The organism is Chitinophaga polysaccharea (assembly GCF_902150045.1).
Lineage (GTDB): Bacteria > Bacteroidota > Bacteroidia > Chitinophagales > Chitinophagaceae > Chitinophaga > Chitinophaga polysaccharea_A.
Window position 1 is genome coordinate 46,868 of the sequence record NZ_CABFVU010000003.1, and the last position, 14,554, is coordinate 61,421.

Annotated in this window: 8 protein-coding genes; 5 read left to right on the top strand and 3 right to left on the bottom strand. The window is 48.5% G+C overall.

All coding sequences use genetic code 11. The features are described from left to right. Window positions 1-14: 14 nt before the first annotated feature. Window positions 15-1,898, top strand: a complete 1,884-nt coding sequence (locus FN124_RS20640) for an eCIS core domain-containing protein (RefSeq protein WP_142686688.1) — start codon at window positions 15-17, stop codon at window positions 1,896-1,898. 71 nt (window positions 1,899-1,969) lie between these two features. Here FN124_RS20640 and FN124_RS20645 read toward each other — a convergent pair whose 3' ends face one another. From FN124_RS20645 to FN124_RS20655, 3 genes are all read right to left on the bottom strand, one after another. Further along, complete coding sequence (locus tag FN124_RS20645; RefSeq protein ID WP_142686689.1) at window positions 1,970-3,610, bottom strand: SusD/RagB family nutrient-binding outer membrane lipoprotein; 1,641 nt, start codon at window positions 3,608-3,610, stop codon at window positions 1,970-1,972. A gap of 11 nt (window positions 3,611-3,621) precedes the next feature. Next, window positions 3,622-6,717 (bottom strand): SusC/RagA family TonB-linked outer membrane protein, encoded by a 3,096-nt coding sequence (locus FN124_RS20650; protein WP_221887849.1) that lies wholly within the window; start codon window positions 6,715-6,717, stop codon window positions 3,622-3,624. 326 nt (window positions 6,718-7,043) lie between these two features. Beyond that, the gene (locus tag FN124_RS20655; protein ID WP_142686690.1) at window positions 7,044-7,451 is read right to left on the bottom strand and encodes a winged helix-turn-helix transcriptional regulator; all 408 of its coding nucleotides are present in this window, start codon (window positions 7,449-7,451) and stop codon (window positions 7,044-7,046) included. A 103-nt stretch (window positions 7,452-7,554) separates the two neighbouring features. On the opposite strand from FN124_RS20655, the gene FN124_RS20660 reads away from it, so the two are divergent. From FN124_RS20660 to FN124_RS20675, 4 genes are all read left to right on the top strand, one after another. Continuing rightward, window positions 7,555-7,935 carry a nuclear transport factor 2 family protein gene (locus FN124_RS20660; RefSeq protein WP_142686691.1) on the top strand — a complete coding sequence of 127 codons (381 nt, stop codon included), beginning with the start codon at window positions 7,555-7,557 and terminating at the stop codon, window positions 7,933-7,935. An 8-nt stretch (window positions 7,936-7,943) separates the two neighbouring features. Further along, window positions 7,944-8,282 carry a TfoX/Sxy family protein gene (locus tag FN124_RS20665; RefSeq protein WP_142686692.1) on the top strand — a complete coding sequence of 113 codons (339 nt, stop codon included), beginning with the start codon at window positions 7,944-7,946 and terminating at the stop codon, window positions 8,280-8,282. 234 nt (window positions 8,283-8,516) lie between these two features. Then, window positions 8,517-11,048 (top strand): hypothetical protein, encoded by a 2,532-nt coding sequence (locus FN124_RS20670; protein ID WP_142686693.1) that lies wholly within the window; start codon window positions 8,517-8,519, stop codon window positions 11,046-11,048. Window positions 11,049-11,308: 260 nt separating this feature from the next. Next, window positions 11,309-14,554 carry a SusC/RagA family TonB-linked outer membrane protein gene (locus FN124_RS20675; RefSeq protein ID WP_142686694.1) on the top strand — a complete coding sequence of 1,082 codons (3,246 nt, stop codon included), beginning with the start codon at window positions 11,309-11,311 and terminating at the stop codon, window positions 14,552-14,554.

A 14,554-nucleotide genomic window follows, 5' to 3' on the forward strand; every position in this document is an offset into this window, starting at 1 on the left:
CTAAACAGTATGCTATGTCTAAAGATCATGGAAGTGCAACGCCTGTTCCAGGTAGTAAAGCTGTTGCCGGTAACGCCACCGGGAAGGGAGCTGCTCTTCCTGCGCCACAAACAACTGGTGTGGTACAGAAGAAAAGCAATCAAACCGGGTTGCCCGACAATCTGAAAACCGGCGTAGAGTCTTTATCCGGTTTTTCGCTGGATGATGTAAAAGTACATTATAACTCAGATAAGCCTTTCCAGATGCAGGCGCATGCTTATGCACAGGGAAGTGATATTCATATTGCCCCGGGCCAGGAACGTCATCTTCCCCATGAAGCATGGCATGTAGTACAGCAGAAGCAGGGCCGGGTGCCTGTTACGCGGCAAATGAAATCCATCGCTGTCAATGATGACCATTCGCTGGAGCAGGAAGCTGATGTAATGGGAATGAAGGCGCTGCAAACAAGCCAGGGCACCGCCCCACTGCAACGTGTGCCCGTTACCGGTAGTGTGGCGCAGCTGGCCAGGAGAACCGGTTTATTTGGCATGGAGGCAGAAGTAACAGATGGTTATTTTATTATCGGTGCAAAAAAAGGAAGCGAAGGACAAAACCTGATTGAAAGTGAAGATATCACATTGGAGGAATTTAAATTGGGAGAAATAGACGGTAAAATTGATGTAACACTCGACAATGAAGTAAAAGCTGATAATAGTGAACATGCTTACCGGTTATATGTAATCGAGTTTGTACAAAAAGCGGTGGATTTCAAGATCGATAGTCCCCAGGAGTTAAAGAAGGTTGCGGAGGCATGGGTAAAGGCCGGGGAATTCTGGAGAGCATCAAACAAAAGTACGGATCTCTTAAAAGGAAAAGTACAACCGGATTGGTATGCGTTAAACCCGTTATGGAAAGGTGGACAATTCGATAGCGGCGATCAGCAGCCATATCCCGGCGTTAGCTCAAAAGTAGAGGGGATGGAAACAAAATTCGAGTTCGACTGGCGGCATCACGCATTTGAGAGTTACATCAATGTAAAGAAAGATGATCCTGAAGTATCCGTTCAGGCAACGGCAGGCAGTTCTCTCGGCGCCCTGGTAGAAAATTACATGATCACGCACAATGTGCTCACAGAGGGAAAATTACCGGAAGGGTCAATCTGGTCGGGGCTTGATATGGAGAAACAGCAGAGAGATGAAATTGAAAAGCCAGATTCCGCCGCGCTCGCCGGGATATTTTTTATCCTGAGAACTTATGTAAATGCCAGTATGGGAAGCGAACAAAAGAGATATGCAAAAGAGTATCTCGGGTTTATGAGCAGAACATCGCTGGATATGGCATTTGCCCAGCTGAGCCCGAGAATGAAGGAGATGTTTATTAAAGAGGTGGCAGCATACATCTGGGGAAAACAGGATGGCTTGCTTGGCAGAACTATCCGCAAAGCACCCACCGACAGGGTATTTACACCAGATACCAAAAAAGAGGAACAGGCGCATAGCATCACCATTGAACAAATGCTGCTGAGTATGATCAATAAAAAGAAGGGCGATATAGAACATTCCCTGGCGGAAGGAGAAGCAGGAGCTACCGGCGATGTGTTCTCAGAGAACAACCTGGCGGGCATCAGTGAAATTAATCCCACAGCCCATGAAGCTATTGAAAAGTTTAAACTGCATGCTGCCAGCGAAATGATGAGCGGAGAAACGGGGCTGATATTTGAGAGCAGGTCGGCTATGAAAATGTCATTGTCCCAGATGCCGGAGATATTTGAAACATTGCTGACCTCCTTCCAAAAAATGGATGCTGCATACCATGAAATGGAGGCAAAAGTGCAAGAGGAAAGAAAACCGAAACCACAGCCACAACCTCGTCAGCCAACAGGTCCGCAGAAGAAAGACGAAAACTGCATAATGATGTGATGGCCCGGAGATCTTATAAGAAAAAAAGAGATGACCACCCGTCATCTCCTTTTTTCTTATAACAAACATTATTACTTCTTATTCCACCATACCGGTTGACTGATATAAGTAGGGCTGCCTGCTGTAGGATCAGCGCTCAGCACCTGCTCACTGTTATAATTGATCTCATAACTTGGCACGGCAAAACGGCGTGGCCAGTCGGTTTGAGCAGGATAGTACAGGCTGTTCACATGCGCAGGACGTTTAAATCCTTTATAAACGCCTGTTGCCTCATTATAATTTCCGGCTGCATCAGTACAGTAATTCAACCGGCGCAGATCGGCCCAGTTTTCCGGGGAGTACGACAAGGCAATGTACTTCTGGATCATGATATGGCTGATGGTGAGCAGTGCCGGCGATTGCACCACGGAGCTGCTGTTCAGGAATGCGTCTATAGTGCCCGCAGGAATATCCATCAGCTCCATATGCGCACGGATGCCCGCTTTGTAGGCAGTTAGCGCCTCTGTGTTCTTCGACTGTTTAATGAAGATCTCCGCTTCAATAAAGCGCAATTCCGCATTGGTGAACAACAGGCCTTTAGCGCCCCTGCGGGTATACCAGGTGCCGGTCGACTGTATTCGGTCGGTAGCCGTTGGTGCATATGGCGTTTTGCGCAGGATCACGTAAATGGAGTCCTGGTTGGAAAATGTATTGGTATTAGCATTGTAAGTGTAAGATAGAGGCCGGGTGTTGGTAAGCCCGGAGGTCATATCCACTGCCTGCGTGCGATGCATTGCACCGTTTCTGTCCTGGGTGCTGGGAATAAGGAGGTCTATTCTCGGATCTTCCATATCAGTGGCTCCTTTAGGCGCGCCTGTATAATTGTTGGTGAGATAGTCCATATACAGCTTGGTGATCCTGGCGGTAGTGGATGTATTGGTGTATTGCAGGGCTTCTTTGGCAGAGGAGGTTACCGTCGGTCCTTCATCCACATATTGCATCACGCTGCTTTGGTCTTTCGACTGTGCGCCTTTTGATGCGGCGTCCAGCACCGCCTGTGCGTTGAAGTTAGGTAATCCCGAAGTATGGTTCAGCAGGCGGGCCTTTAAGCCATAGGCCAGGCGTATCCATTTATCCGTGCTGCCGTTGTTGAGGATATCTCCCTTGGACAGTGGCGGCGCAGCAGGCCCCTGTGTTTTCTGAAGGTCGGCGATGGCTTCATCCAGCAGTGCCAGTACCTTTTCCTGAATGTAGGCGCCCTGGTCAAATTTAGGCGTGATGGTGGAGGGATCATCAAACTGGTCATAAGGCATCATACCAAATACGTCTGATAGTGTGCCAAAGCCCCATGCTTTAATGATCTTGGCGGCGCCGATGTAGTGGTAAGCCTGTACTTTTTCAGCGGCAGTGATCAGCGGTGTTACGTTCACGGCGGTATTTACATACCAGCATTGCCAGGGCCATTGTATATTGGTGGTGTTGGATACCCATGCAGTAAGATTGTAGTTACTGCCACCGCTGGAATATACAGTTGCCAGTTGTTGTGAAAGATAAGCGCAACGGGTGCCGGTGCTTTCGTACGCATCGCAGAACTGCGCAATGAGTGGAGGCAGCCTTTGTTCTGCAGTAGGTACGGTTGAATTGGCGCTATTAGGATTGTCGTTCACATCCACCCATTTCTTACAGGAGGCAAGGATAAACGACAGGCTGAGGAGCAAGAATATTTTTTTCATTTTCCGCACGTTTAGAATTTAAGATTTAAACCAATGGCAAACCCTGCTGTGGCAGGCACACCGCAATAATCGATACCGGAAGAACCGGAACCTATTACTCCTGCGCCGGCGGTGCTGGTTTCAGGATCCATACCGGAATAGTTGGTAAACAGTACCAGGTTGGTACCTGTAGCGGTTACTGTGGCATCTCTTAGCCAGCGTGCCCCATTAAGCCATGTTTTTGGGAGCGACCAGGAAAGGGAAACAGAACGGAGCCTCATCCAGTTCACTTTCTCCAGGAAGAAAGGCGCATTCTTTATGTATATGTCGCGATAGTATTTTTCGGAGGCTGTCACCGTTCTGGTTACCGGTTCAAATTTCCCGGTAGCGGGGTTTTTAGCTACGCCGGTAAAGGAAATTTCACTGTCCCTGTTCAAGGTCCGTTCACTCAAACCATAAGAGGTAAGAAGATAATCTGTGCCGTTATACACATCTCCGCCTACCCGGAAATCCCAGAGGAAAGAGAAGTTAAACTGCTTATAATTAAAACTGTTGTTTAATCCTCCCAGGAAATCAGGCTCACGGTCACCTATATACGTAGTAAGGGAAGTGGCGGTAATAGGATAGCCGGTATTCCAGTCGAGCATCAGGTTGCCGTTTTCATCCTTCTGCCAAACAGAACCACTCACCCCCATAAACACGCCGTGGTCAAAGGATGCAGCCTGGCCCACCGCAAGGTGTACATCGGTTACATACAGGATGGGCAGGGAGCCTGGCAGGGATTTTACCACACCGTTGTTATGCGAAGCATTGAGCATGATGTCCCAGCTGAAATTTTTCCGCTTCACGGGTGTAGCGTTGATGGATATTTCAATACCCTTGTTTTCAATGGTACCGGTATTCACAGAGCTGAGAATATAACCGGTGGCATTACTTACACGGGGTGTCAGGATCTGATCGCGGCTGTTGGTAACATACCAGGTGAAGTCAAATCCTAGTCGCCCGTTCAGGAAACGCATTTCGGTACCAAACTCAGTGGAAGTGGTGGTTTCCGGTTTCAGGTTATCATTTCCTCTCGACCAGTAATTGCGGAAGCCGCCGCCAATGGTGAGCTCAGGCCCGAACAGGTAGGTGTTGGTCTGGTACGTGGGCGCATCTTTTCCCACCTGCGCCCAGGAGGCGCGCAGCTTACCAAAGCTCAGGATATTGTTCTTCGGTATCAGTTCTGTGAACACCAGGCTTCCGCTGAGGGAAGGATAAAAGAACGATTGGTTCTGAGAGGGAAGGGTGGAGGCGATGTCGTTACGCCCGGTGGCGCTCAGGAATACGATGTTCTTGTAAGACAACCGCAGGTCGCCATAGAAACCCGCCAGCCTTCTGCGGGAAATTCCCTGGATGATGTACTGGTTTTCCTTGGCAGCGTTGTTAATGCTGATAAAACTGGGTATGGTGAAATTTTCTGCACGGGCCGAGTTGGATTTCGTGTAGGCGTCTTCGGTAGTGGCTCCCAGCAAAAGGCTCGCGTCCCAGTCTTTATGAAACGTTTTATGGAAATTGAGCATCAGGTTCGAATTCACATAATTGTAGTTGCGGTCGGTTTCAGACAGCATACCATTTTGCCAGCCTTCTTTTACACTGGAGCCGGGGGAAATTAAATTCCGCAGCTGTGTATAATAGTTGTCAACTCCCAGCCGGTAAGTGGCGTCAAACCAACTCGTCACTTTTACATTTACATATGCAGAGCCTATAAAGCGGGTGGTTTTGTCTGTTTGTGGGTTGCGGTTAATGATCCAGTAGGGATTGTCGATATCGGTATCCAACGGGATATCCGGCAGCAGCCGGTGCTTGGAGCCATCGGCGTTCAGCCATACTTTCATATCATCATTCCGTGGCCACGCTACTATACTTTCCATATAGCCTGATCCACCGGAAGCCCATAAGCCGCTTCCTGTAAGCGTTTTCTGGGTTTCGCTGCGGGCATAGGTAGCATTTACGCCAAAGGTGAAAATACCTATTTTCTGTTCACCGTTGAACCGCACAGTAGAACGGTTAAAGTCGGTAGAAGGTACTACGCCCGATTGGTTCAGGTTGGAACCGGACAAGTAGAAATTGCCATTAGCAGTACCTCCTGAAACGGTGAAGCTGTTATCGAACGCGTTGGCCGTTTTGAAGAAATCCTTCATATTGTTGTAGATCTTATCACCCGGCTCAAATTTGTTTCCCCACGACAGCGGCGTCTGGTCCGTAAAGGTGCCGTTGTACTTGGAACCCTGCTTATAAACGCTTTGCTGTTTAGGCAGCCTGTTTACCCAGTTGGTAATATAACGGCTGGTAACAGAAGCGGCTATATTGCCGGCTGTACCCTTTTTGGTGGTGATAACAATAGCGCCGGCGGCGGCACGAAGGCCATAAAGCGCCGCTGCAGCAGGTCCTTTCAGTACGGAGATAGATTCTATATCTTCAGGGTTGATATCCATTGCACGGTTGCTATAGGTGGTGCTCTGGTTAATGGAGCCGTCGAATGCACTGTTATCGCCCTGCCCAGTGGAGTTGTCCATTGGCATACCATCAATGATGAACAGCGGCTGGTTATTGCCTTCCAGCGAGGTGCCCCCGCGGATGATAATAGAGGCAGAAGCGCCGGGCGCGCCCCCGGAGTTGGTGATGTTCAGCCCTGCAATTTTCCCGTTGAGGGAATTGACAAGGTTAGGGTCTTTGTTTTTCAGAAGCTCTGCCGACTTAATATCCTGTACCGAATAGCCAAGCGCTTTCTTTTCTTTTTTGATCCCCATACCCGTTACAATCACCTGTTCAAGTGAGCTGGAGGAAGTGAGCATCTTTACATCAATAGTACTGTTGTTCCCTACAGGGATGTGCTGGCTTTCATAGCCAATGAAAGAGAACTCCAGGACATCGCTGGGATTCACCCCGATGCGGTAATGACCTTTTACATCCGTTTGAGTGTTACGGTTGCTGCCTTTAATCCTGACGGTAACGCCTGGCAGCGGGTTACCATCGTCGGCCAACACAATGCCGGTAACGGGTTTGGGTTCCTGCGCATAAGCAGCGTTGGGCAACATTAGCAGTATCAGTGACAAGGTCACTAATAGCCGGAGAGGTTTTCTCATGTTCTGTTGTTTTAAATGAAACTGATATTTGGTTGAGTATTACACACGCGTGTTTAGATTTACAGGTTGTTTACATGATCTTGAACGTTTGGTCGTGTTACAGGAACAGGTTCTATTTTGGTTGAGCTACTGTCGGGCAACTAAAAATGACGGTTTTCTCTAAGCATAAATACCATACTAAGATAAGCGCAAAAATGACTTGTAGGTAATATAAAAGACGCTTTTTTTGAGATGGCTTTGGGGATAATTATAAAAGAAGCAGAGAGGAAAGAAAGGGAGTTGTAACGCAGAATTACCAGGGAAGGGTTACCGCCTGCATTGATCAATCATGTAAATTGTTTCTTCAGTTTGGCAAAGTATTCTTTAATAGCGGCAGCTTTATCTTTCTTTATTTTCTTTCCAAGTTCCCTGCGTGGACAGTTCTCATTGTATTTTGCGCCCCAGTCCATTATCTCGATGATGATGGGTAAGAGATCGATCCCCTTTTTGGTAAGACTGTAAATAAACTTCGACTTATTGGCAGGCGACACCTTCCTGGAAAGTATACCTTCCGCCTCCAGCACGCTCAGCCTGTTGGCCAGGATATTGGTCGCTATCTTTTCTTCCGATTCCAGGAATTCGCTGTAAGACAGTTTCCCCCTGAGCATGATGTCCCTTATTATGAGCAGTGACCATTTATCACCAAAAACATCCAGGGAGCAACTGATGGGGCAATCCGATCTTGTTTTATTCATAGGAAATATTTAAAGTACTTGCAATTTACAATAACTTTCGGTATTTTCACTTGCAAAGTGCAATATCTTTTAATCCACTTTGCTGATCACAAAAATAAAAAAAATGAAAAACTCAACCTCAACAAAGCAACTCCTGGAAACCTACTACCACGGCTTTGCAAAGAAAGAAGGCTGGGAGTCTGTTATTGCTGATGATTTTACATTCATTGGCGGTAACATGACCAACCCGGAGCCCGCTGTAGGAAAAGCCGCTTATATCGAAGTGATAAAACGCTTCTCCCGCACCTTTCAATCCATGCGGGTAAAAGAAATGATCATCGATGGCAGCAACGCCTGCGTTACCGGCAATTATGATTTCGTATTTCCCAACGGTGCAGCCATTAATGGTGATGTGGCGGAAATCTGGAAAGCAAAGGATGGTAAACTGATCTCCCTGAGGATCTTTTTTGATACGCTTACTTTTGATAAGAACATCCCCAAATAATTTCTGCCATGGCCTACAATGAAAAATTAGCAGAAAGGATACGGCAGGCCCTTGCTCATTTGCCGGGAGTGGAAGAGAAGAAAATGTTTGGCAGCCTGGCCTTTATGGTGAACGGTAAAATGTGCCTGGCGGCCGGTCCTGGCCGTATGATGTGCCGTATTGATCCGGGTATTCATGAAGAGGCGCTTAAAAAGAAAGGCAGTCAGACAGTAATAATGAAAGGACGTGCATACAAAGGATTTATTTATGTAGACAATGAGTGCCTTAAAACAAGGGCTGCTTTTGATTACTGGGTGAAACTGGCGCTTGGATTTAACGGGCAGGCCAGGGCTTCCGTCAAGAAATGATCCATTATTATTTATCATTGTTGTAACCCGCTTTCTTTTTTAATATATACCTCCCGTTAGGGGAATGGTATTGTACTGCCGGCGTTTTTGAATCTTTTTTCATCAAAACAACCTATCTTCCCACCCGATAAGCAACCAGAATACGCATACATTAATTCAGATGCCTGCCTGTTATGATATAATATTATAACTTGCAGCCTGTTTTCAGAACGATGCGCCCTTTAGTGTTCCACCATGAATATGTGCTCCTTTAAAGCCCTGCTGTTTGCGGGGGTACTTTTACTTTTTTGTTTGCCTGCACAGTCGCAGGGCTTAGTCTTCTCCTCCTTCGAGCAGGTACAGGAGAAGAGAACTTCACTCGTATTGAACGGCAGCGACCCGCTTTGCCTGGATGGCAGTTTCGGGTTGTCGTTCGACTTTAACTTCTTCCCCGACAGGAGCGTGTATTACGGTTACGTGGTAAGGCTCATTAATAACCATCATCAGAATATTGATCTTATTTATAATCACCGCAACCAGCAATTCAGCGTTGTTTTCGGAGATGTATATACACAGCTGGATTTCAGGATAGACAGCGCCCTGCTGTTCCACCAATGGAATACCTGCAGCCTGCAGTATAACGGGCAGATGCTGTCGCTTACAGTGAACGGGAAAAATTCCGGGAGTAAAAAAATAGTATTGAAAGACCAATGCTTCCGCATATTTTTCGGGGCCTGCCAGCTGCATAGCTTTAAAACCAGCGATGTGCCGCCCATGCAGGTAAAAAGCATTGCGTTGTACCGCAATAATAAAATGGATGCCTTCTGGCCCCTGAATGAAATGGCCGGCGTTCGCGCGGAAGACAGTATCCGCGGCCGTGTGGCCAATGTGATCAATCCCGTTTGGGGCACGCCGCTGCACCAGCAATGGCAGCTGCTGAAGGTACTAACGGTGAAGGGTAATGGTAGTTATACCTTTGATCCTTCGGAAGAAGAATTATATATCGTGGCAGCCGACAGTATCCATCATTTCCTCCTGCGCGACCATTCCTCCAAGGCGGAAGCGCTGAGCCGGCAGGAATACCTGGCCCCTGGTTATCAATCCATATACAACCCCGGTAACCGCACATTGTACAGCGTGCATATCGACCAACAACAGTTGGCAGCATGGCAACCCGCCACCCGCAGCTGGGACATCCCTTTTGATTCCACAGACATTACCCAGTACTGGCAAACCAATAAATTTATCCGCAAAAGCGACAATGCCGTGTATATACTCGGCGGCTACGGCCAGCTGAAATATAAAAATCTGGTACAACGCTTCTCTTTCAACACCCGCAAATGGGAAGAGGTAACCGTGCAGCAATCGGATTATAAACCAAGATATCTTTCCGCACTGGGCGCCACCGCAAACGGGGATACCGCTTACCTGCTGGGCGGCTATGGCAGCGATAACGGGGAACAGATGCTGAGCCCCCGTTATTACTACGACCTGCTGCAATACGATGTAGCCAATAACTGTATCCGGAAAGTATATACCTTACCGGAGCCTGCGGAGCCCTTTGTGTTTGCATCATCTATGGTGATCGATACCACTGATCAGAGTTATTATGCGCTGATGTTTCCGAACGACCGGTTCCGGTCGCGCTTACAGCTGATCAAAGGTTCCCTGTTGCGGCCGGAATACCAGCTGGCTGGAGACACAATTCCGTACGCCTTCCTCGACAACCGCTCCGGCGCCGATCTGTATTATTGTCCCCGCAGCCAGCAGCTGCTGGCAGTAACGCAGATAGTGGACAGGGATAAATCGACCGAAGTACGCATTTACTCACTGGCCTTTCCGCCGGGACAACTGGCATTGTCGGCAGCAGCAGGCGCCGGGTTTAGTTTAAAGTGGTGGTGGCTGCTGGCAGGAATAGTGCCGGCGGCTGTTGTTATATGTTATTTATATAGACGCCGGTTTAATAAGCCGTCCTTAGCTGCAATTCCCGTAACGCTGGTACAAACAGAAGAAGTTCCTTCATTGCCGGTAGTGGCGCCGGCCACCGTGCCGGAAGATGTAACGGCCGGTAAGGCCGCCCTGCTGCTGTTTGGCGAGTTCCAGGTACTGGATAAAGATAAGAATGCCTTAACGCAGCTGCTCTCACCGCTGCTGAAGGAAATGCTGCTGCTGATCGTGATCCATACTGCGTGGTCGGGCAAAGGCATCTCCTCTGAAAAATTATACGAGATCCTCTGGCATGATAAGTCCGAGAGAGATGCGCGGAATAACCGTTCCGTGAATATGGTAAAGCTGAAAGCCATTCTTGAAAAGTTGGGCAGCGGCGTTATTCTACGGGAGGAAGGGCGCTGGAAGATCACGTATGACCCTGACCTCCTTTGGGTGGACCTCGCAGAATTCAGCCACCTGGTAAAATCCGCTTCTCCTGGTATGGAGCGGGTCCGGTTGCTGCTGAAAATAGTGAAGGAAGGTACCTTCCTGTTCCGCACCGATTACTCCTGGCTGGAAGACATCAAGTCAGACATTTCTTCAAAAGCCCTCGATGTATTGCTCGCAGAAATGAACGGACTGCCTGCCAATGCTTCTCCCGAAATATTTATCGATATCGCTAACGCTATTTTTGTATTTGACCCTATCCATGAAGATGCGCTCCGCGCAAAATGTAAAAACCTGATCCGGCAGGGCAGACCCTCTATTGCCAAATCAGTGTATGAAAAATTTTATAAAGACTACCGCCATATGTATGGCGAAAACTTCCGCCTGAATTTCCAGGATATCATCTCCTGATCCCCGCTTACTGTCTTTTTTAAAAAAAATAGGGCGATTAATTGCGCATTAATACGTTCGTTAATGGATTTATTAGCGTGTAGCGCATTGATTTGCAATATGATTTTTTGAAGAAGCAATTTTCACAGCAAAGCGTTATGTTACCGGATTCCACGATCTGAAAGTCTCCCTGTCCTAACACATACTATCAGCGTAGCTCCCGCTTTACTGGAAATTAGTTCCACGGTTATGTATTTTAAACCATTAATTATCAATCAATTATGAGATTCTGCTTGCCAGTCTTGCTCCTGCTCTGTTGTACACAGGCAATGGCCCAGCGAACCCTTATCAAGGGTAAAGCCACGGACGACAAAAACAATCCGCTACCAGGGGTCAGTATCATGGTGAAAGACACCCGTAACGGCGTAGCCACCAACGAGGATGGCGTATTTTCTATTTATGTGGCCGACCCGAAAACCACCATTCTACGGGCTACTATGACGGGGTATGAAACAAAAGAAATGGCGCTGAACGGGAAAACCACCGTACAGTTTTTATTAATGCCTTCTCCCATCAACTTAAAAAATGTGGTGATTGCAGGCGCTATGGGTCTTAACCGGCAGGCAAAGTCAGTAGGCTATGCCACCCAGTCGGTAAACCCCAACAACCTCACGGAAGCACGTGACCTTAACATCGTAAATGGCCTTGCTGGTAAAGTGGCCGGCCTGCAGGTTACTACAACCGGGCAGCCGGGATCGTCCAGCCGCCTTATCCTGAGAGGGGAAAACTCCATGACACAAAACAACCAGCCCCTCTGGGTGGTAGATGGGGTACCTATCAATAACGATATGGGCGATGGAAGGGATAATCTCGATTTTGGTAACGGCGCTGCAGACATCAACCCCGACGATGTGGAATCTATCCAGATCCTCCAGGGGCCCAACGCCGCCGCCCTTTATGGCTCCCGCGCCGCTAACGGCGCCGTGCTCATTGTTACCAAAAAAGGTAAGATCGGCGATGGTCTCGGCATCGCTGTCAACCAGAACACCCTGGTGAATTCTATCGCTGAATTCCCCGCTTACCAGAACGTATATGGGGAAGGCGGCAACGGGTATACTGTAGGCAATGGCAACAATATTGTTGCTGGCACCGATGCCGTACGTATGGGGCTCAACGGATCTACCTGGGGAATGCCTATGCTGGGTCAGCCATATGACGACTTTAGCGGCAAAAGGGTAGAAGGTGGTTTCCTGCCGCAACCAGGTAATATCACTTCTCTCTATAAACCCAGCATCACCAACAGCTCCGGCATCTCCATCAACAAAGCGGATGAACAGTCATCGTTCCGCTTGTCGTACATGTTCACCAACAGCGATGATGTGCTGAAAAACCAGAACATCATCAGGAAACACAACGTTTCCCTTAACGCCGGCCGTAAACTTGGTAAGTTCCTGAACGTGGAAGCAAGGGTAATGTATACCAACCAGGGCACAAAGAACCGTACCTACCGTAACCTGGATCCGTCCAGCCCTATGGCAGCCTATGTGTACATGCCCCGCAGCGTAAACATCAACTCCCTCTCTCCATGGGCAGATCCCTTTGGCAACTCCGTTACTTTCGGCGCGGTAGGCAGCGTGGAAAACCCGCTGTGGATGCTTTATGAAAATGAAAACGAAGATAAATCCAACCGCTTATTGGCGGGTATAACGGCCACGGCTAAACTGACCAGCCATCTCAGCTTCCGCCTAATGGCTTCTTCAGATATAAAGATCGCCAGCTATTACCAGTATAAAGAGCTTGGCGGCCTCAGAACGCCGAACGGGTTTTATTCAAACTCCAACCAGAACAACCAGATGTGGGACTACCAGGCGATGTTCATGTACAACAATAAGCTGAGCAAATCTTTTAGTCTTACTGCCAACCTGGGCGCGGAATACGTAAACAACAACAACCAGTTCAGGGGCGCCAGCATCGCTTCCCTGCTGGTGCATGATATGCCCAGCATCCAGAACAGCACTGCATTCCCTGCCGCTACGGAATCGCTTGTACGCTCTAATGTGCAATCGATTTACGGTAATGCTACCCTGGCTTTCCGCGATTTCCTCTTTATCGATATCACGGGGCGTAACGACTGGTCGTCTACACTGCCTGTGAACAACAGCTCTTTCTTTTATCCTTCTGTGAGCGGTAGCTTTGTGTTCTCCAACTTCCTCCCGGAAAACAGTTTTATCAATTACGGAAAACTGAGAGCATCGGTGGCACAGGTAGGCAACGCAGCTCCACCATTATCGCTGTACACTACCTATCCGTATGGGGGCCTGTTCCTGGGCAATCCTTACCTGAACTATGGTAATGGCAACCAGCTGAACAATCCTGAGCTGAAACCGGAAAAAACATTGTCGAGGGAAGCAGGCATAGAGCTGGCATTGTTTAAAAGCCGCATTCAGCTCACTGCTAACGTATACCAATCCAACACCACCAACCAGATCATCCGTCCGCAGATCCCTACGGAAACGGGTTTCTCCACCCGGATCCTCAATGCAGGCGAAATGCAGAACAAGGGCGTGGAGCTGTCGCTGAACGCAGTGGCCCTGCAAACAAAAAAACTGAGATGGAATGTAATGGCCAACTGGTCTATGAACAGGAACAAGGTATTGTCGCTGGTACCGAACATCGACCGGCTTAGCTTAGGCACCAACCTTGGCGCCACCGTAAATGCCATTGTTGGCCAGCAGTACGGCGTGCTTACCGGCAACGCGCCTTACAAGGTACGCGATACGCTTATCGTGAATCCTTCCAATGGAAGAACTATTCCTGATCCTAATGTAGTGCTGGGCAATTTCCACCCGGACTGGATAGGGTCACTGGGCTCCGCCTTTAAATACGGCGCCTTCGATTTATCTGTGCTCTTTACTGTGAAGTGGGGCGGCGTTATTTATTCCGCTTCCTATGGCCGCGCCAATTTTGCCGGTAACACGATTGCCAGCCTGTATGGCCGCGACGAGTTCCTGCTGAGCAATGTGATCCTCGGTGAAAATGACCAGGAAAGAATGGGGGTTGGTCAGGCTAACAGTAAAGGCAATACCGTGTACAGCGATGCCGACAGGCCCAAGGGCGCCCGTTACCAGGAAGCTTACTTTCCCCTGGTAGATGCTTCCGGTAAAAACATCCTTGATAAAGACGGCCGCATGATCCCCGGTAAAAAAAGCGGTATCTGGATGAATCCAACTACCTACAATTCCGACATGGTATTGAACAACACACCTGCCATCACTTTCAACGCATCCAATATCCGCCTGAGTGAGTTGATTTTCGGATATTCCTTACCGGCGAAGATCCTGAAAACAACACCGGTAAGATCTGCACGCCTGGCGTTTGTAGGCCGCAACCTGTGGACCCTTTTCAAACACACGCCGCAGGGTATTGATCCGGAAGCCGCCAATACCACCGGTAATGCCCAGGGTATTGAGTCCGGCGGATCTTTCCCCTTCTCTATTTATGGATTTGACCTGAAAGTAACTTTTTAA